The following is a 17,327-nucleotide window of genomic DNA, read 5'->3' as shown; positions in this document are numbered from 1 at the left end:
CATGCACTCATGGTGCCCGATCCGACCTCTTCTGCTCCGGTTCGTCCCCCGCCACAACTCCATGATCGACGCGCGGGGCGGGGGTGGAGGGCGGGGTGGGGGGAGTGGGGGTGGGAGGGGGAGAGGGGGTGGGGCGGGCGGCGTGGAGGCGGAGGGCACCGGCTGCCGTGGCGCCCGCGCCGGCGACGAGGATCAGGGCGACCAGGATCCGGGCCGTCGTCGCCGGCCAGGGCACGGGGGCGACGGCGCGGGCGAAGACGGCGGCGTTGGCCACCCCGGCGAAGAGCGCCAGGCAGGCCCCGGCCAGCGCCAGCGCGAAGTCGGCGGCCGGCCGGCGGGCCAGCGCGAAGACGCCCGCGGCGACGGCGCCGAGCCCGGTCAGCAGCGCCCAGACCTGCCCGCCGAGCAGGCCGGTCAGCACCCCGCCCACGCCCCGCGCACCGGCGTCCACCTCCCGGCCCACGGTGAACACCACCGCGGCCACCCCGCCGACGACCAGCAGCCCGCCGAGCCCGGCCAGCGCCCGCGCGCCCGGCCCGGAGCGGGCCGGCAACAGCCCGAGAGCCCCCACGGCCAGCAGCCCGACCGTGGCGACCACCCACCAGACGTACGCGTCCGGCGGCGGCACCCAGTCGAGGGTGCCGCGGATCTCTCCCGTCCCGGTGTCGGTGCGCAGCGGCACCGTCCAGTCCCGCACCCGGTGCTCCCGGTCCGGGGCGGCGCGCACCTGCGGCGGCGGTGCCGACTCCCGCCAGAGTGCCCGCTGGTCGTGCCAGCGCGCCGTGGCGGAGTCGTCGACGCGTCGCCAGTCCGGTGCGGCGGCGGGGTTCGCCTCGGCGGGCAGCCGCGTGTCCCCGGCGATGGTCCGGTTCAGGTACGTCGCGGGGGAGCGGACGTTCTCGTACACGCCGTCGGGGCCGACCCGCAGGTAGGGCTCGCCGGAGTAGCCGAGCACCTCGACGGCGCGGTCGCCGGTGTTGGTCAGCTCCAGCCGCGCGCCCGCCTCGATCACCCGTACGCTCAGTCCGGGGCGGGCCGGGGCGACGGCGGTCACCTCGGTGCGGTAGTCGGTGCCGTCGGGCGCGTCCGCGCCGTGCGCGGCGGCCGGGGCGGCGAACGTGACCGTCGCCGTCAGCGTGCCGGCGAGCACCAGGCCGGCGCGGGTCACCAGGTCGCGGATCACCTGCCGGCCGCCTCCACCGCCGACTTGATCCCCTCCGGGCTGCGGTCGGCGATCTCCTCGCCGTCGACCAGGATCGTCGGGGTGCCGGTGATGTTGGCCTTGCTGGCCTCCTGCGTCACGTGCTCGGTCCACGGCTTGAAGGTGCCCTCCCGCAGGCAGGAGGCGAAGCCGTCCCGGTCGATGCCGGTGCCCGCCGCGATGTCGGCCAGCTCACCGTCGCTGAGCCCCGCGCCGCCCTCCGGCGGCTGCCGGTCGAACAGCGCCTTGGCGTACTCCCGGTAGCGGCCGCCCTCCGCCGCGCAGCCGGAGGCGGCCGAGGAGCGGGTCGAATACTGGGTGCTGGAGAAGCGGTTCAGGTATGCGACCGGGTGGTAGACGACACGCACCTTGCCCTCGCTGATGAGCTGGTCGATGGTCGGGCCGCTGGCCTGCTCGAACTGCTTGCAGGCCGGGCAGAGGAAGTCCTCGTAGATGTCGATGGTGACCGGGCCCGAGCCGGCGACGACCCCGGTGCCGTCCTCGGTCGAGCCGGTCGGCGCGGTGAAGTCGTCGGAGCGTTGGCTGGAGTAGACGCTCCAGCCGATCAGGCCGGCGACGACCAGGACGGCCACGGCGGCCACGGAGACCCAGAGCGTCCGCTTGCGCCGCCGCTCCCGGGCCAGCTGCTCGCGGACCATCCGGGCGGAGCCCTTCTGCCCCTTGCGACTACTCATCCTCGTCCTCCACGGATGCGTCCCCCGCCAGCCAGCCGTCCACCGAGACGGGGGTGCGGGGCCAGATCAGCAGGAACCCGGCCAGCGCCAGGAATCCCAGGTCCCGGAGGATCTCCGGGAGGTAGCTCGGGGTCTGGCCCTCGGCGAGCTCCCCGCCGGCGCCGAAGCAGCCGCAGTCGATGGCGAGGCCCCGGCTCCAGGCCGAGACGATGCCGACGATGAAGACCACCAGCAGCGCCGCGGACACCCCGGCGGAGAGCCGGGTGGCCAGGCCGAGGAGCAGCAGCAGGCCCAGCGCCAGCTCGACGAAGGGCAGCGCCGCGCCGATCACCGTGGCGAGGTCGTACGGCATGACCTGGTACGCGTTGACGGCGCGGCCGGAGGCGGCCAGGTCACCGACCTTGCTGCCGCCGGCGACGAGCCACACGGCGGCCAGGCCCAGCCGGACGGCGACGCCGAGCCAGGGGCGGACGGCGGGCCAGCGGGCGACCCGGGTGTGCGGTGCGGTCACGATCATTGGTCGTCCCGTTCCCGGCGGAAGTTCCCGGTCATCCGGCGAGGGCGTCGCCGACCGCCTCGACGAGGTCGTTGCGGGCCCGGGCCACCCGCGAGCGGATGGTGCCCACGGGCACCCCCTCCACGGCGGCGGCCTCGGCGTACGACAGGCCGAGCAGTTGGGTGAGCACGAACGCCGCGCGGCGCTCCGCGGGCAGCCGGCGGACCAGGTCGGCGGCGCCGAGCTGGCCGGCGGGGTCCGGGTGCGGCCGGTCGGTCCAGGCGTCGGCGGCGAGCCGCTCGCCGAGCCGGCGGCGACGCACGACCGTGCGCAGGTGGTCGGCGCAGGCCCGGCGGGCGATGCCCAGCAGCCAGGTGCGCGCGCTGGAGCGGCCCTCGAACGCCGGCAGCGCCCGGAACGCCCGCAGGTAGGTGTCCTGGGTCAGGTCGTCGGCGCTGTCCGGATCGACAAGCGCGGCGGTGAAGCGCCACACCTCGGCCTGGGTCAGCCGGACGAAGGCGGCCTGGGCGACGGGGTCCCCGTCACGGGCGGCCAGCGCCCACTCGGTCGCCGACTCCCGCGCAGCGACGCCCGCGTCACCGGTCGGACTGACGGCGGAGGTCTCGCGCGGGGCGGGGATCACGACAGTCCAGGTTACGCGGCGGGGCCGGGCCGGGGAGGGTCCTTCGACCCTTCCATGGCCTGCGCCACCCTGGGAACTAAACCGGTGCGTCGCACGACTATCCCGACATGACATGCGACGACGTACGCGCGGCGTTGTCGGCGCGGCTGGACGGCGAGGACCCGCTGGCGGCGCCGGCGGTGCTGGACGCGCACGCGGAGAGCTGCCCCGGCTGCGGGGCCTGGCTGACCCGCGCCGAGCAGGTCACCCGGCTGGTCCGGGTGCAGGCCGTGGCGGTGCCCGACCTGACCGCGTCGGTGCTGGCGGCGGTCGCCGCCGATTCGCTGGCCGCCGGACGCACCCGGGCGGCGGCCAGGGCGGCCCGCCGTCAGGTGCTGCGGGTGGCGGTCGCGGTGGCCGCGGTCGCCCAACTGGCGATCGCCCTGCCCGTCCTGCTGGCCGGGCTGGGCGTGACCGTCGATCCGCACACCAGCCGCGAGATGGCCTCCTTCGACGTGGCGCTGGCCGTCGGCTTCGCGCTGGCCGCGTGGCGGCCCGAGCGCGCCCGGGCGTTCGTGCCGGTGGCGCTGGTGCTGGCGGTCTGCCTGGCCGGCACCAGCGCGGTGGACATCGCCAACTCGACGACCGCGCTGGTGCACGAGGTCGGGCACCTGGCCGCCGTGGTGCAGGCGGGGCTGCTGTGGGCGCTGGGACGGGTCAGCGACGAGCCGGACCGCCGGCCGTCGACCGCACTCCTGGCCCGTCATGGCTGACGCCGCCCCGGGCGGGCCGGCCCGGCCGGTCCCGGCGGCGCGGGGCATCCCCGGAGTCGCCCCGGGCGGGTGGGTTCCGGCGGCGCGGGGCATGGTCGGAGTCGCGCCGGACCGGTCGGGTTCGAGAGCATTGCCGGCATGAGTGTCGCCATCCGCCGCCCGATCGCCCGGCTGCTCGCCGTCGCCGGCCTGCTGGTCACCGTCGTCGCCCTGCTGATCGCCCCCGCCGGCCCCGCCAGCGCCCACGCGGTGCTGGTGAGCAGCAGCCCCATCGCCTCGGCCGTGGTGTCGAACGCGCCGGCGGAGGTCGTACTCACGTTCAGCGAGTCCGTCCGCAAGGTGTCCGGCAAGATCCGGGTGATCGCACCGGACGGCTCCCGCGCCGACCGCGGCGAACCGACCTTCGAGGGCACCGTGGTCACCGTGCCGGTCGACCCCGCCGGGGCGCGCGGCACCTACCTGGTCAGCTACCGGGTCATCTCCTCCGACAGCCACCCCGTCTCGGGCGCGTTCACCTACTCCGTCGGCGCGCCCTCGACGCCCCCGGTCGACAGCGGGGACGACAGCCGGGCCGACCCGGTCGTCGGCAACGCGGTCAAGGTCGCCAAGTACGCCGGCTACGCCGGCCTGCTGCTGCTCGTCGGACCGACGCTGGTGCTCGCCGCCCTCTGGCCCCGGCGGCTGCCCCGGCGCGGACCGGCCCGCCTGGCCTGGGCCGGTCTCGGCCTGCTGGCGGTCTCCACGGTGGCGAACCTCCTGCTCCAGGTGCCCTACACCGCCGGCGGCGGCGTGTCCGACGTCACCGGCGAGGGGCTGAGCGACGTGCTGGGCAGCTCCTTCGGCGCCGCGCACCTGGTCCGGCTGGGCCTGTTGGCCGCGGCGGCGTTCCTGCTCCGACCCCTGATGGCGGGGCCGGTCGAGCGGAGCGATCTGGTCATCCTCGGCGTGCTCGGGGCGGCGGCGCTGGTGACCTGGCCGCTGGCCGGGCACCCGGCGGCCTCGCCCGCCCCGGCGGTCTCCGTGGTCGTCGACGCCGTCCACCTGGGCGGCATGGCGGTCTGGATGGGCGGGCTGGTGATGCTCGCCGTCTTCCTGCTGACCCGGGCCGACGAGCGGGAGCTGGGCGCGATCCTGCCGATCTGGTCGCGCTGGGCGGCGCTGGCCGTCTCGGCGCTGCTGCTCGCCGGCACCGTCCAGGCGCTGATCGAGGTGGCCACCCCCCGCGCGCTTGTCGACACCACCTACGGCCGGCTGGTGCTGGGCAAGATCGGGCTCTTCGCGCTGGTGATCGCGGTGGCCGCGTACTCCCGGCAGCTGGTGCGCCGGCGCACCGCGGCCGGCCGGCCGACGTCGATGCGGCGGGCGGTCTGGGCGGAGTTGGCGATCACGGCGGTGGTCCTCGGCCTGTCCGCCGTCCTGGTGCAGACCACCCCGGCCCGCACCGCCGGCGCCGACGTGGCCGGTGCGCCGGGCCGCTTCTTCTCCACGACGCTGTCCAGCCCGAACTACGACCTCCAGATCGAGCTGGACCCGGCCGAGCGGGGCAACAACACCGTGCACTTCTACGCGTACACGAAGGACAACCGGCCCCAGCCGGTGGTGGAGTGGCGGGCCACGGTCGCCCTGCCGGCGGCGGGGATCGAAGCGATCCAGGTCCCGCTGCTGCCGCTGACCGACAACCACGCCACCGGCGAGATCAACTTCCCGGCTGCGGGGGAGTGGCAGTTGCGCATCACGGCCCGCACCTCGGACATCGACCAGGCCACGGTGACCACCACCGTGCCGATCAGGTAACAGGAAGGCTCGCACCATGATCCGTCACCGGCGTACCGCAAGCGCCGCCGCCGCCCTGGCGCTCGGCGCCGTCGCCACCGCCGTCCTCGGCTTCGCGGCGCCCGCCTCGGCCCACGTCACGGTCAACCCGCAGGAGGCCACCCAGGGCGGCTACAGCCGGTTCGCCTTCCGGGTGCCGAACGAGAGCGACACGGCCTCCACCACGAAGCTGGAGGTCGTGCTGCCGGAGAACGCGCCCATCGGCTCCGTGTCGACCATGCCGGTGCCCGGCTGGACGGTGGCGGTGGAGACGCGCAAGGTGGACCCGCCGGTCGAGGTGCACGGCAGCCAGCTCAGCGAGGTCGTCTCCAAGCTCACCTGGACGGCCACCGGGAGCGCGGCGGTCAAGCCCGGCCAGTTCCAGGAGTTCCCGGTGTCGATGGGGCCGCTGCCGCAGGTCGAGACGATGGTCTTCAAGACCTTGCAGACCTACTCCGACGGCAACGTGCAGCGGTGGATCGAGGAGCCGCTCCCCGGCGGCGAGGAGCCGGAGAACCCCGCCCCGGTGCTCACCCTCACGGCGGCCTCGCCGTCGACCGCCCCCACCGGCGCCGCCGCGCCGCAGGCCGCCGGCGACGACGACGATGACGACGCCGGGAGCGACGACGTGGCCACCGGGCTCGCGGTCGCCGGCCTGGTCGCCGGCGTGGGTGGCCTGCTGCTGGGCGGGCTCGCGTTCTCGCGTACGCGGCGGGCGCCGACGTCGCAGGAGTGACCCGCCGTACCGCTCGCCGGCCCGTCGGATGATCCGGCGGGCCGGCTGCTTTCCCGGCCCCGTGCCGTGGATATCCGCTGCTGGCTCGCCCCACGTCGGTAAGGTCGGCCGGGTATCCGGCTACGGAGGGGGACGAGGCGAATGCGGATCGTGCGGGTGCTCGCCGCCATGCTGCTGCTGACGGTCGGGATCACGGCGCTGCTCGCCGGTGGGGCGCTCACGCTGCTCGCCCGGCAGGCCGACCCGGGTGGCGCCTTCAGCGCCCGGTTCGAGACCGTGCAGACCCCGGGTCACGCGATGGTCGTCCGGGACGTGGACGAGCTGCTGCGGGCCGAGGCGCCGTTCACCCGCGCCGGGCAGGCCCGGCTCCGGCTGGACGCGCGGACGCCCGACGGCCCGGCCTTCGTCGGGCTGGCGCCCGCCGACGAGGTGCGGCGTTGGCTCGACCCGGTGCCGCATGCCGAGGTGCGCCGGGTGGCGCTGGCCCGGGGGCCGCTGCCGGTCCGGCTGCAGCCCGCCGGTCCCGCGCCGTCCGCCGGTCCCGCGCCGTCCGCCGGTCCCGCGCCGTCGGTCGCGCCGATCGGCCAGCCCTTCTGGGTACGCGAGGGGATCGGCGCGCTGGAGTGGACCCCGGCGGAACTGGCCGACCGGCGGCTGAGCCTGGTGGTGATGCGTCCCGACGGGCGGGCCGACCTGAGCCTGGAACTGCGCGCGGGGCTGCGCGCCGGCTGGACCGCCCCGGCGACTGCCGGACTGCTGGCCGGCGGGGTGCTGGCGGTGGCGCTGGCCCTGCTCCTGCTGCGCCCGGTGCGGCCCCGCGAGGTGGTCTTCGTGGTCGAGCCGGACCAGGTGCCGGTGCTCGCCGGCCGCCTCGGGGTGACCTCGCTCGCCGGCCTCGGCGCGCAGCCGACCCGGGACAGCGACCGGTCGCGCGTCGCCGGGCGTCAGCTCGCCTCGGTCGGCGCCGCTCCCACGGGATCCCGGCCGGCGATCGGGCCGGTGCCCGCCCGCCGCCCCGCGACGCTCGCCGACCTCGCGGGAGGCGACCCGGCGCTCCGGCCGCCCGAGGTGAACCTCACCCTGGCCTGGCCGCCCGCCGCCCCCGAGGAGACGGCCGACCCGGTCGCCGTAGCGGACCGCCCCCGCCCCGCCGCTCTCGCCGCCGCCGCTTCCGATGCCGGCACTCCCGGCGCCGCCGCATCCGACGCTGGCACTCCCGGCGCCGCCACAACCGGCGCCGGCGCTCTCGACGCCGCCGCCGCTTCAAACACCGGCACTTCCGAGGCTGGCGCTTCCGAGGCTGGCGCTGCCGACGCCGGCCGGCAGTCGCCCGACGATCCGCGCTGAGCCGTGTCCGGCCTCCGCCCCGTGCCGGCATCCCACGCGGGCACGGACGGCGAGCGGCCCTCCGCGCTGCCGACGCGGAGGGCCGCCCTCACCGGGGGATCGGTGCTACCCGAGAGACGTCTGAGGTAGTTACGACCAGATTAGCCATGAAGGGCGCTACTTGGGAAGACTGTCCATTTCCCGCGACCTGCGGCCCTCCCGCCGCACCGGGAGGGTCACCAGCAGCAGCAGGCTCAGCAACACGTACGTGTTGCGCACCAGGAACTCGCCCGGCGAGTCCGTACGCACCGGGGCGATGCCCCAGTCGTGGAAGGTCACCACCCCGTACACGATGAGGGCGGAGGTGCCGACGGCGAGTGCCGCCAGCAGACGTCGCCGACGGGCGCCCTCGCCGGTCGTGGCGTCGGCGCTCAGCGCCGCGTCCGTCAGCACGACCACCGCCGGGATGAACCAGTAGATGTGGTGGGTCCAGGTGATGGGGCTGACCAGCGAGCCGACCAGTCCGGTCAGGGCGAGGCCGGTGAGCGTGTCCCCGGCGCGGGCGGCCCGCGCGGCGCGCCACAGCCCGTACCCGGCGATGGCCGCCACCAGCAGCAGCCAGAGCAACTGGTGGGGCTTCTCCGGTGCGGTGATGCGGCTGAGCAGGCCGAACAGCGACTGGTTGCCGGTGTAGTCGGTGCGGCCGACCCGGTCGGTCGCCCACAGCTCGTGGGTCCAGAACCGCCACGAGTCGCGCGGTGCGACCGCGGCGGCGAGCAGGGTCGCGGCGGCGGCCGTCGCGCTCGCCACCGCCGCCGCCCGCCACCGGCGGGTGGCCAGCAGGTAGACGATGAAGATGCCCGGGAAGAGCTTGAGCGCCGTCGCCAGCCCGACGCCCACGCCGGCCCACCGGCTCGCCCGGGGTACGGCGAAGAGCAGGTCCGCCAGGATCAGCACGACCAGCAGCATGTTGATCTGACCGAAGGTGATCGTCTCGCGGGTGCTCTCGACGGCCAGCACCAGCAGGACCGCCACGGTGAGGCTGAACACACGGGGCAGCCCGTGCCGGGCGATCACCGGCGCGAGCAGCCACCGGGTCGTGACCACCACCGCCAGTCCCGTCAGGACCGTGAAGATCGCCACGGTGGCGCCCAGCGGCAGCAGCGCGAACGGGCGCAGCAGCAGCGCACTGAACGGCGGGTAGGTGAAGTAGAGCTCGCCCTGCACCCGGTCGGGCTGCACGTAGTCGTAGAGCGGGTTCCCGGCCGCCCACCAGTCCATCGCCCGCATGTAGATCTTCAGGTCGAAGAAGTCGTGCACCATGCCGGGCAGGTAGAGCGCCGGCAGCACGGCGGCCAGCGCCAGCAGGGTGACGAGCCGACGGACCGTACGGCCACCGGGATCGTCGTCGGTGACGGCGGGCGGTGCGGCGGGTTCGGCTGGCACGGAGGAAACCCTAGCGGTCACCGCGTGCCCCGGTGCGCGGGCGCGCGGCCGGGTGGGCTGCGCGTAGGCTGTCCCGGTGGCTGATCTTCTCGTCTGGATCGACTGTGAGATGACCGGGTTGGACCTCGGCAGGGACAAGCTGATCGAGGTCGCCGCGCTCGTCACGGATCCCGACCTCAACGTGCTCGGGGACGGCGTCGACGTGGTGATCCACGCCGACGAGGCGGCGCTGGAGGCGATGCCCGAGATCGTAACGACGATGCACGCCAAGTCGGGGCTGACCGAGGAGGTCCGGCGCTCGACGGTGACCCTCGCCGAGGCCGAGGACATGGTCCTGGACTACGTGTCCAGCCATGTGAAGGATCCGCGTACGGCACCGCTGTGCGGCAACTCGATCGCCACCGACCGGGGCTTCATCACCCGGGACATGCCCCGCCTCGATGCGCACCTGCACTACCGGATGATCGACGTCTCGTCGATCAAGGAGCTGTGCCGCCGCTGGTACCCGCGGGTGTACTTCGGCCAGCCCCAGAAGGGGCTCGCGCACCGGGCCCTGGCCGACATCCGGGAGAGCATCCGGGAGCTGGAGTACTACCGGCGGACCCTCTTCGTGCCCCTGCCCGGGCCGGACGTGGAGACCGCCAAGGCAATAGCAGCCGGACTCTGAGCCGCCGGGCACAACCCGCTCGGCGGAACCCGCTGGACGCGGCGGGCGGGGGTGGGGCTATTATTGGTCCGCACCCCGCCCGGGGCGATCGACCGGGCGTGGATCCATCGGGTGTGAACGGCATGGTGGCTGTAGCTCAGTTGGCAGAGCACCGGGTTGTGGTCCCGGTTGTCGTGGGTTCAATTCCCATCAGTCACCCGGTGACCGAAGGCCCCCTCCTCGCGGAGGGGGCCTTCGGCGTTTCCGGCTCAGGCGGTCGGGGTGGCCGTGGGCGCGCCGCTCTCCTCCGGGGCGGCCTCGGTCGGCGGCTCGTACGGCAGGGCGCTGCCCTTGACGTACTGCTCCCAGCTCATGTTCCAGTCGGTCCAGCCGTTGCCGTTCTGGAGCTTGCGCTCGGTGCCCTTGACGGTGATCGGGTCGCCGACGCGGGTGTTGGCGAACAGCCAGGCGCCGTTGGCCATCGAGACGTTCACGCAGCCGTGCGAGACGTTCACCCGGCCCTGCTGCCCCTCAGACCAGGGCGCGGCGTGGATGAACTCGCCGCCCCAGGTCAGCCGCTGGGCGTAGTCGATCTTGGTGCGGTAGCCCTCCTCGGGGCCCAGCTCCTCGAAGGTGTCGAAGACCGTCTTGCGCAGCTTCTCGATGACCACCATCGTGCCGCTGGAGGACGGGGTGCTCTTCTTGCCGAGGCTGACCGGGATGGTCTTGATCACAGAGCCGTCCTTCGTGACGGTCATCCGCTTGGTCTTGTTGTCCACCGTCATGACCACCGCCGGGCCGACCTTGATACCGACGCTGAGGTCCGCCCGGCCGTACCAGCCGCCGCCCAGCGGCAGGCCCCCGGCCTGGACCCGGTAGGAGACCGTGCTGTTCGCCTTCCAGAACTCCTTCGGGCGGTAGCGGATCTCGGTCGGGCTGACCCAGTGCCAGATGCCCTCCTGCGCCGGTACGGAGGTGACCGTCATCCGGCTCTGCACGTCGTCGCGGTAGTCCTCCGGGACGGCCCGGCTGAACTTCACGATCAGCGGCATGCCGACGCCGACGACCTGGTCGTCACCCAGGAAGCTGCTGATCCGGACCTGCTTGCCGGGCTTCGCCATGGTGGTGAAGGTGCTGGTCGCCGTCGCCGGTCGGCCGTCGTCGCCGGTCGCGGTCACCGTCGCGGTGTACGTCTCGCCGTACTTCAGCGCGCTGGCGGGCAGCCAACTCTTGCCGTCGGCCGCCAGCTCGCCCTCGACGGCCCCACCGGCGGAGTCCTTCAGCTCGACGCTGGTCTGCTCCGCCTCCGTCGCCGTGAAGGTGATGCCGGTGGACGCGGGTACGTCCTTCGCGTCGGCCTTGGGCTCGACGATGGTGGCCGCAGCCTTCGGCGCGGCGGGCTGGTCGTCGCCGTTCTGCCAGCCGCCCGAGGGCTTGCCCCCGCCGCCGTCGGTGCAGGCGGAGGCCAGCGCGAGCGTCACGGCGAGCACCGCCGCCGCGAATCCACGGCGTCGTCGACCCCGCCGGTCGTCCCCGTGCCGGATCAGCTGGTCCTGGACAGCTCGCATGATTCCCTCACAGTCGTGGTCCCCGGTTGCCCATCGTCCCTCACTGACGCACCGGGGCAGGTACCCGTTCCGCAAGGTGAACCGAAACACGCGGTACGAGATGTCCGAATGTTGATAAGATCCGAGGCTTTACCGAGGCTCGCTCGCCTCTCCCGGCCCGCCGTAGTACGTGCCGGCAGCGGGCTCCCGGGGCGTCGCCGGCGTCGCGGGCCCGGAACGGCGGCGCGGCAGGGCCACGAAGACGGCGACCGGCCCGCGGGTGCGGGCCGGTCGCCGGATCGTCGGTGGGCGTGCCTCAGAAGGCCGATCCCTCGCCGGCCTCCGGCACCGGCACCGCGCTGCCCTTGACGAACTCGGACCAGCTCTGGCTCCACGCCGTCCAGCCGTTGCCGGGCGTCAGCTTGCGCTCGGTGCCCTTGATGGTGATCGGGTCGCCCACCTTGGTCTTCCCGAACAGCCAGCGGGCGTTCGCCATGGAGACGTTGACGCAGCCGTGCGAGACGTTCTGCCGGCCCTGCACGTGCTCCGACCAGGGCGCCGCGTGGATGTACTCGCCGCCCCAGGTGAGCCGCTGGGCGAAGTCGATCTCCGTCACGTAGCGGTTCGCCGGGTCCGGATCGTCGCGGGTGTCGAAGACCGTGGACTCCTTCTTCTCCATCACGACCATCGTGCCGCTGGAGGAGGGGGTCTTCTTCTTGCCCAGGCTCACCGGCAGGGTGCGGACCACCTGGCCGTCCTCGTACACCGTCATCTTCTTGGTGGCGTTGTCCACCTGCATCTCGAACGCCCGGCCGATCTTGGCGGTCGCCGCACGGTCGACGTTGCCGTAGCGGCCGTTGCTCAGCGGGATGCCGGCCAGTGCGATCCGGACGGTGAGCGTGGTGCCGGCCTTCCAGTACTCCGGCGCGCGGTAGTAGGCCTGGGTGCCGTTCTCCACCCAGTGCCAGGCGCCCGGCTGCGGCGGATCGGTCTGCACGAACATGCGCTTCTGCACCGCCGCCCGGTCCTTCTTCGGGATCCCCGGGTGGAACTCGGTGACCACCGGCATCGCCACGCCGTAGGTCTTGTCGTCGAAGAGGTAGAGGCCGGAGCTGATCACCGACTTGGGCTTCGCCATCGTCGTGAAGGTGCTCTTGCCCTGGCTGGTCGTCCCGTCGGAGCCGGTGGCGGTGACCGTGGCCGTGTAACGGGTGCCGTACTTCAGCGGCTTCGACGGCACCCAGGACGAGCCGTCGGCGCGCAGGCGCCCCTCGACCTGGCCGCCGTTGGCGGCGGCCAGCGTGACGCTGGACACCTTCCCGCCGCCGGGCACCTCAGCGCTGATCTCGGAGCTGACCGGCCGGTTCTTCCCCCCGTCGGCTGGGCTGACCGCCAGCGGCGGACCGCTCGGCGCGGCCGGGGTGCCCGGCTCGGCCGCCGTACCCGCCGCACCAGGGGTGGCGGACGTGGCCGGCGCGGTGCCGCCGACGAACTCCGCCTGCTTCTTCTGCTCCGCGCCGCAGCCCGTCAGAGCCAGCGACGCCACCAGGCCGAGGGCGCCCACCATCGCCCCGGCCCGCGCGAACATGCCCATCCCCACCTCTGTTCTCGCGTACCTGGCGCACATCGTGCCGCATGGTCGCCGCTTGTCCGCCCCCTGTCCTCGTCCGCCCGGCCGATTCGTCCACGAATGCCCGGTAAGCTCGGCCGAAGGGGGGAGCCGGGGATCGGATTGGAACCCCCCTCGGGAGGCATGCTAATCTTCTCCCCGTTGCCAACGAGCGCCGCTAGCTCAACTGGCAGAGCAGCGGACTCTTAATCCGCGGGTTCGGGGTTCGAGTCCCTGGCGGCGCACCAACGATCAAGGCCTTGACCTGGTGGTTCACACCGGGTCGGGGCCTTCTTCGCGTACGCCGGTGGTGGGTGGGTGCTCGGGAGCCGTTGACCTGCTCGGCGTCGGTTGGACGTGGTCCAGCCGGCACCTCGTCGGCTGTCTTGAGCCGGGGCGGGGCCCCGGTACGGCGGATGCTCCGCCGGGCGGGGAGCCGTTCGGCTCGGAGGGCCGGAGACGTCGGCGGCTGATCGTCGAAGGGGTGTGAACCGGCGCCCCGGGCTCCGGCACCGTCGGTGTGTTCGGCGGGCGTCATTTCCGGTCACTCGAACAAGTCCCGCATGGCGGAGATGAACCTCTCTTCCCGCTTCCGGCCGCGTTGCCGTTCCCGCTGGATCCATTCCTTGCCCTCAGCGGCGACGCCCTCGAGGACGTGCAGGGTGGTCGTGAGGCCGCTGGCGTCCAGGGCTGCTTCCGACAGGGTTAGCGGGTTCTCACCGTCCTGCAGCCTGTCCGTGCTGGCCTCGGTCACGTTGACCGTGGTGAGTTCGCCGTTGACCAGCGCCAACTCGAAGGTCCGGGCTTGTTTGTCCGACTCGGCGACCCGTACGGCGGCCACGGCCTCGAACCGGTAGTTGGCCCGGCGCAGGTTGTGGAAGGTCGCCTGCTCTAAGTCGAGCTCGGCACTCATCTGCCGCACGCCGTCGGGCGTGAGCAGGAACACCAGCAGTTCGTACCGGCCGTACCGCCAGGGGCCGTTACGGACCCGTCCCCGCTTCATGTAGGGCTTGGCGGGTGCCTCGATGACCGCGTAGGCGATCACGTCGGTCGGGCAGAGCTTGTAGTGCGCCATCGCCTTGTCGATCAGGAGTCGGCAGTCGCAGTCCAGCCAGGCCGCCATCTCCGCGTCCTCGGGCTTGCTGGCAAGTTTGCGCGTCCACCGCTCGTGGGCCGCCCAACTGTCGGCCATCCGCTGGTCGTACTCCGTCTGGTCGGCGGCGAAACGTCGACCTTCGAGCACAATCCGCGACCAGCCCCGCACCGCGGGCCAGGCGGCGACGAGCAGCACGACCGTGGCGGTCGCACCGGTGAGAGGCTTCTGCGGCAGCGCGGTGGCGATCACCAGCAGCCAGCAGGCCGCCGCGACGAGCCCGCCGAGGACGACGAGTGCACGGAAACGGACCGGGGTGCGCAGCTGCTCGCGGTAGGCCCACAGGGCGCCGTTGGCCCACCGGGTCTTGAGGTCGCCGACACGGTGGCGGATCAGCCAGGCGATTTCCTTGTCACTGACCCGGGTCTCCCGGTAGACCTCGACGATCTCGTCCCTGAGGTGGCGGCGAATGCCGGCGGTCAGATTCAGCCACTCGGCCCGGTCGATTCCCTCGGGGACGTACCGTCCGGCGTACTGCTTGAAGAGCCGGTCGACCCGGTTGGCGAAGCCGCCGGACGGAGCCGCCTTCCGCTGCTGGGGAGGCCGGTGCACGGCGTCCTTGGCCCGCCGTCGTTCCACGTTGAAGCGCCACGCGGCACCGTGGACCGCGCAGAGGTAGCCGGCTCCGATCGACAGCAGCAGAGCCGCCATCGGTCCGACCCGGCCGGATGTGAGAACGACCCAACAGAGCCAGCCAGCCGCCGCGGCGGCCACCGCTGTCGTAACGACCGCCAGGGCGACGTCCCGGCCGGTCGTGGTCGCGGGAACAGGCTGCCGGGCGCGGGGGTTCGCGGGCGCCGGGTAGAAGAAGCGCCAGACCCGCTCAGAGCGGCCGTTGGCGCATTGAGCTTTCTTTGCGTCGGCCACGCTGATCGTCCACATCTCGTCCTCGACCGGGCCGCTGAGGAACAGCTGGAGGTGCCGCATGATCTTTTCCCGGAGCAGCGGGTCCAGACCGGCGAGCTCCTTGCGGACGAGCCGGCGCAGCTCCGGTTGCTGGGAGTCCAGGGCGTCCAGTAGCCGGCTGATGACCCGTAGACCGTCCGCCCAGACATCCTGCCTGTGCAGCGGAAGCCGGCTACGGACCGCGCTCAGTTTGGCGATGTCCTCCTCGGACAGCTGACGCAGGGTTCGGCCGCTCATTACGGCCAGCAGCCAGTGGAACCACGCCTCACTGCTGGTGTGTCCGCTCATCAGGACGTCGTAGATGAGCTCTCCCGCCTTATGGGGCATCCCGCCGTTGAGGTAGTTCACGCCGACCCGCAGCTTCTCCTTCGGCCCCGCGCCGGGTGGAAGGAAGTAGACGGTGATGTCGCCGTGTACAGATTCCGCCTGGACGCCCACGTTCGAGGCGTTGTCGTGGACGGCCATGGTGACCTGCCGCGCTGTCACAGCGCGCCCTGGCTTATCGCGATGACGGTGGCGACCTTCGCGGCCAGTTCGGCTACGTCCCCGACCAGCCCGCGGAGCCGCTTGAGTGCCACCACCAGCTTGCTGCCGTCGCGCGGGTCGTCGAGCGCTTTGTCGGCGGCGGTGAGTTCGGTCTCGGCCGCCTCGTAGGTCGGCTGGTCCAGGTGCCCCAACCGGTGCGCCCGCCACAGCTCGTCCCGCAGCTCGGCGAGCTGGCTGGGCAGGTCCGAGGGTGCCGACGGCGATGCGCCACCCACCCAGACGTCGCCGTAGATGTGACCGGCCTGTACACCCACCTGCGCTGCACTGCTGGCGGTATTGTTCACCGTCGGGCTCATCGTCGGGTTCCTCCTCGGCTCGGCCTGGGCTCGGGGTGAACTGGTATGTGCCTCCCGCACCAGTTCGACGGCGAGGGTGGTGGCGAAAGCGGCGGCGTTGGCCGCTGCCTTCGGCTGCCAGCTGGCGCCGTCGGTCTTGGTCTTCGTGCCGTCGGCGCGGTCGCTAATGCCGCGCACCACGACGACCGGCGAGCCGTTGAGGTGGCCGGCCTGGGCGACGCCGGCCGCTTCCATCTCGATGGCCAGCGCGTCGTTGTAGTGTTGCCGCACCCATCGGGCGTGGTCGGACACCGTGGAGTCCTGCACCACCTCACCGGCAGCGATCGGCCCGAAGTGCACCCGGGGAGCCGTACCATCCGAGGCCAGTTGCGCGGTCCAGGTGCCGGTCCGCCTCAGGTGCCGCGCGATCTGGTCCGGGCCGTGGGGGATCTCCCACACCCGGGGCCGCGCCTTGAGGCCGTCGTCCTCGCTCGTGCCACCGTGGTAGGCGTAGACGTGTGTGGCGACGACGACGTCGCCGAGCGCGAGTTTCGGACGCAGCGCACCCGCCACACCGACGAAGAGCACGGCGACCGGATCGAACTCGGCGATCGCCCGTTCGGCCAGCACAGCCGCCGGATGGTTGCCCTTGCCGACGAGGCCGAGGGCCACCCGGTAACGACGGTCGGCCAGCCAGCCGATTTCGAACCGGGTCCCCGCCCGGTGCCGGTGCAGCTGTGGGTCGGTCAGTTTTTCGCGGACCGCCTGGTATTCCAGGTCGAGTGCGGTCAGGATCACCACGACGTCGTCTGTCACCGGTCTTCTCCTCGTTCAGTACGGTCCGGGCGGAGCATGGGCGGATACAGGACAGTGGTCGGGCCGGCACGGAAGAGTCGGGCGGGTCGCCCTCCTTCTGTCTTCCTGATGGGCCCCGCCGGATCCACGAAACCGCGCACTCCCTGCACCTTGCGGTAGAAATTGCGGGCGTCGAGGCGGGTGTCCCACACGGCTTCGTAGACCCGTTGCAGCTCGGAAAGGGTGAAGGTCGGCCCGCAGAAAGCGGTGGCGAGGGCGGTGCTCTCCAACTTGGCGCGGGCGCGGTCCACCCCGTCGATCACGATCCGCAGATGGTCGAAGGCGAGGGGAACTGATGTGTCGAGCACCTTGTCGACGGGTGTCCAGCGGGCGTCTGCGGCATCCGTACCCGCCACCGGTTCCGGAAGCCGGGGAGCGATCGCCAGGTGGGCCACGGAGACAACCCGGCCACGGGGGTCACGGCCCGGGTCGCCGTACACAGCGAGCTGCTCGAGGTGCAGCGTTCCGGCGGCGAGACCGGCCTCCTCGGACAACTCCCTCGCCGCCGCGGCCAGGATGTCCTCCGAGCGGTCGCGGAGGAAACCCCCGGGCAGCGCGAACGCCCCCTCGTATGGCTCGTGACCGCGCTCCACCAGCAGAACATGGAGACGGTCCTCGCGCAGGGTCAGGATCACCAGGTCCACCGTGAGCAGCACGCTTGATGACTGCCATCGATCTCGCAT

At 72.9% G+C, this 17,327-nt stretch carries 15 protein-coding genes and 2 tRNA genes; 7 read left to right on the top strand and 10 right to left on the bottom strand.

Annotation, left to right across the window (positions count from 1 at the left end; translation table 11 throughout):
* Positions 1 to 7: 7 nt before the first annotated feature.
* The 4 genes from ACLQ20_RS00235 to ACLQ20_RS00220 are packed head-to-tail and all read right to left on the bottom strand — an operon-like array spanning position 8 to position 3,035.
* The gene (locus ACLQ20_RS00235) at positions 8 to 1,183 is read right to left on the bottom strand and encodes a hypothetical protein (protein WP_425853834.1); all 1,176 of its coding nucleotides are present in this window, start codon (positions 1,181 to 1,183) and stop codon (positions 8 to 10) included.
* Positions 1,180 to 1,896 (bottom strand): DsbA family protein, encoded by a 717-nt coding sequence (locus tag ACLQ20_RS00230; RefSeq protein ID WP_425853833.1) that lies wholly within the window; start codon positions 1,894 to 1,896, stop codon positions 1,180 to 1,182. Before ACLQ20_RS00230 ends, ACLQ20_RS00235 begins: the two co-directional genes overlap by 4 nt.
* On the bottom strand, positions 1,889 to 2,413 hold the full coding sequence (locus ACLQ20_RS00225) for a MauE/DoxX family redox-associated membrane protein (RefSeq protein WP_151457150.1): 525 nt from the start codon (positions 2,411 to 2,413) through the stop codon (positions 1,889 to 1,891). Before ACLQ20_RS00225 ends, ACLQ20_RS00230 begins: the two co-directional genes overlap by 8 nt.
* Before the next feature lie 31 nt (positions 2,414 to 2,444).
* Positions 2,445 to 3,035, bottom strand: coding sequence for a sigma-70 family RNA polymerase sigma factor (locus ACLQ20_RS00220; RefSeq protein ID WP_425853832.1), 591 nt, complete (start codon positions 3,033 to 3,035; stop codon positions 2,445 to 2,447).
* Positions 3,036 to 3,142: 107 nt separating this feature from the next.
* Between ACLQ20_RS00220 and ACLQ20_RS00215 the strand changes: the two genes are divergently transcribed.
* The 4 genes from ACLQ20_RS00215 to ACLQ20_RS00200 all read left to right on the top strand — a co-directional run bounded on the left by ACLQ20_RS00215 (position 3,143) and on the right by ACLQ20_RS00200 (position 7,682).
* Positions 3,143 to 3,787: a zf-HC2 domain-containing protein gene (locus tag ACLQ20_RS00215; protein ID WP_425853831.1), complete on the top strand. Its 645-nt coding sequence runs from the start codon at positions 3,143 to 3,145 to the stop codon at positions 3,785 to 3,787.
* A gap of 129 nt (positions 3,788 to 3,916) precedes the next feature.
* The gene (locus ACLQ20_RS00210; RefSeq protein WP_425854228.1) at positions 3,917 to 5,581 is read left to right on the top strand and encodes a copper resistance CopC/CopD family protein; all 1,665 of its coding nucleotides are present in this window, start codon (positions 3,917 to 3,919) and stop codon (positions 5,579 to 5,581) included.
* 16 nt (positions 5,582 to 5,597) lie between these two features.
* Positions 5,598 to 6,335 carry a YcnI family protein gene (locus tag ACLQ20_RS00205; RefSeq protein ID WP_425853830.1) on the top strand — a complete coding sequence of 246 codons (738 nt, stop codon included), beginning with the start codon at positions 5,598 to 5,600 and terminating at the stop codon, positions 6,333 to 6,335.
* 141 nt (positions 6,336 to 6,476) lie between these two features.
* Positions 6,477 to 7,682, top strand: a complete 1,206-nt coding sequence (locus ACLQ20_RS00200; protein WP_425853829.1) for a hypothetical protein — start codon at positions 6,477 to 6,479, stop codon at positions 7,680 to 7,682.
* Positions 7,683 to 7,838: 156 nt separating this feature from the next.
* On the opposite strand, the gene ACLQ20_RS00195 is transcribed toward ACLQ20_RS00200, so the two are convergent.
* A complete protein-coding gene (locus ACLQ20_RS00195; protein ID WP_425853828.1) occupies positions 7,839 to 9,107 on the bottom strand; it encodes a glycosyltransferase family 87 protein in 1,269 nt (422 codons plus the stop codon).
* Positions 9,108 to 9,183: 76 nt separating this feature from the next.
* On the opposite strand from ACLQ20_RS00195, the gene orn reads away from it, so the two are divergent.
* Positions 9,184 to 9,774: an oligoribonuclease gene (orn, locus tag ACLQ20_RS00190; protein ID WP_151454865.1), complete on the top strand. Its 591-nt coding sequence runs from the start codon at positions 9,184 to 9,186 to the stop codon at positions 9,772 to 9,774.
* A 125-nt stretch (positions 9,775 to 9,899) separates the two neighbouring features.
* Positions 9,900 to 9,972: transfer RNA gene (locus tag ACLQ20_RS00185), tRNA-His, on the top strand.
* Positions 9,973 to 10,022: 50 nt separating this feature from the next.
* On the opposite strand, the gene ACLQ20_RS00180 is transcribed toward ACLQ20_RS00185, so the two are convergent.
* The gene (locus ACLQ20_RS00180) at positions 10,023 to 11,321 is read right to left on the bottom strand and encodes an Ig-like domain-containing protein (protein WP_425853827.1); all 1,299 of its coding nucleotides are present in this window, start codon (positions 11,319 to 11,321) and stop codon (positions 10,023 to 10,025) included.
* Positions 11,322 to 11,616: 295 nt separating this feature from the next.
* Positions 11,617 to 12,894 carry an Ig-like domain-containing protein gene (locus ACLQ20_RS00175; RefSeq protein ID WP_425853826.1) on the bottom strand — a complete coding sequence of 426 codons (1,278 nt, stop codon included), beginning with the start codon at positions 12,892 to 12,894 and terminating at the stop codon, positions 11,617 to 11,619.
* Positions 12,895 to 13,081: 187 nt separating this feature from the next.
* Between ACLQ20_RS00175 and ACLQ20_RS00170 the strand changes: the two genes are divergently transcribed.
* Positions 13,082 to 13,157 (top strand) — tRNA-Lys (locus tag ACLQ20_RS00170).
* A gap of 296 nt (positions 13,158 to 13,453) precedes the next feature.
* On the opposite strand, the gene ACLQ20_RS00165 is transcribed toward ACLQ20_RS00170, so the two are convergent.
* From ACLQ20_RS00165 to ACLQ20_RS00155, 3 genes are read right to left on the bottom strand one after another with little or no spacing between them, the layout of a single operon-like run.
* Positions 13,454 to 15,454, bottom strand: coding sequence for a hypothetical protein (locus ACLQ20_RS00165; RefSeq protein WP_425853825.1), 2,001 nt, complete (start codon positions 15,452 to 15,454; stop codon positions 13,454 to 13,456).
* A complete protein-coding gene (locus tag ACLQ20_RS00160; protein ID WP_425853824.1) occupies positions 15,451 to 16,605 on the bottom strand; it encodes a purine phosphorylase in 1,155 nt (384 codons plus the stop codon). The genes ACLQ20_RS00165 and ACLQ20_RS00160 overlap by 4 nt, the downstream gene beginning before the upstream one ends.
* Positions 16,602 to 17,327, bottom strand: coding sequence for an NUDIX hydrolase (locus tag ACLQ20_RS00155; protein WP_425854226.1), 726 nt, complete (start codon positions 17,325 to 17,327; stop codon positions 16,602 to 16,604). Before ACLQ20_RS00155 ends, ACLQ20_RS00160 begins: the two co-directional genes overlap by 4 nt.

The sequence above is a fragment of the Micromonospora sp. DT46 genome, assembly GCF_049841735.1.
Classification (GTDB): Bacteria; Actinomycetota; Actinomycetes; order Mycobacteriales; family Micromonosporaceae; genus Micromonospora; species Micromonospora reichwaldensis.
This window is presented reverse-complemented; position numbering and strand designations above follow the sequence as displayed.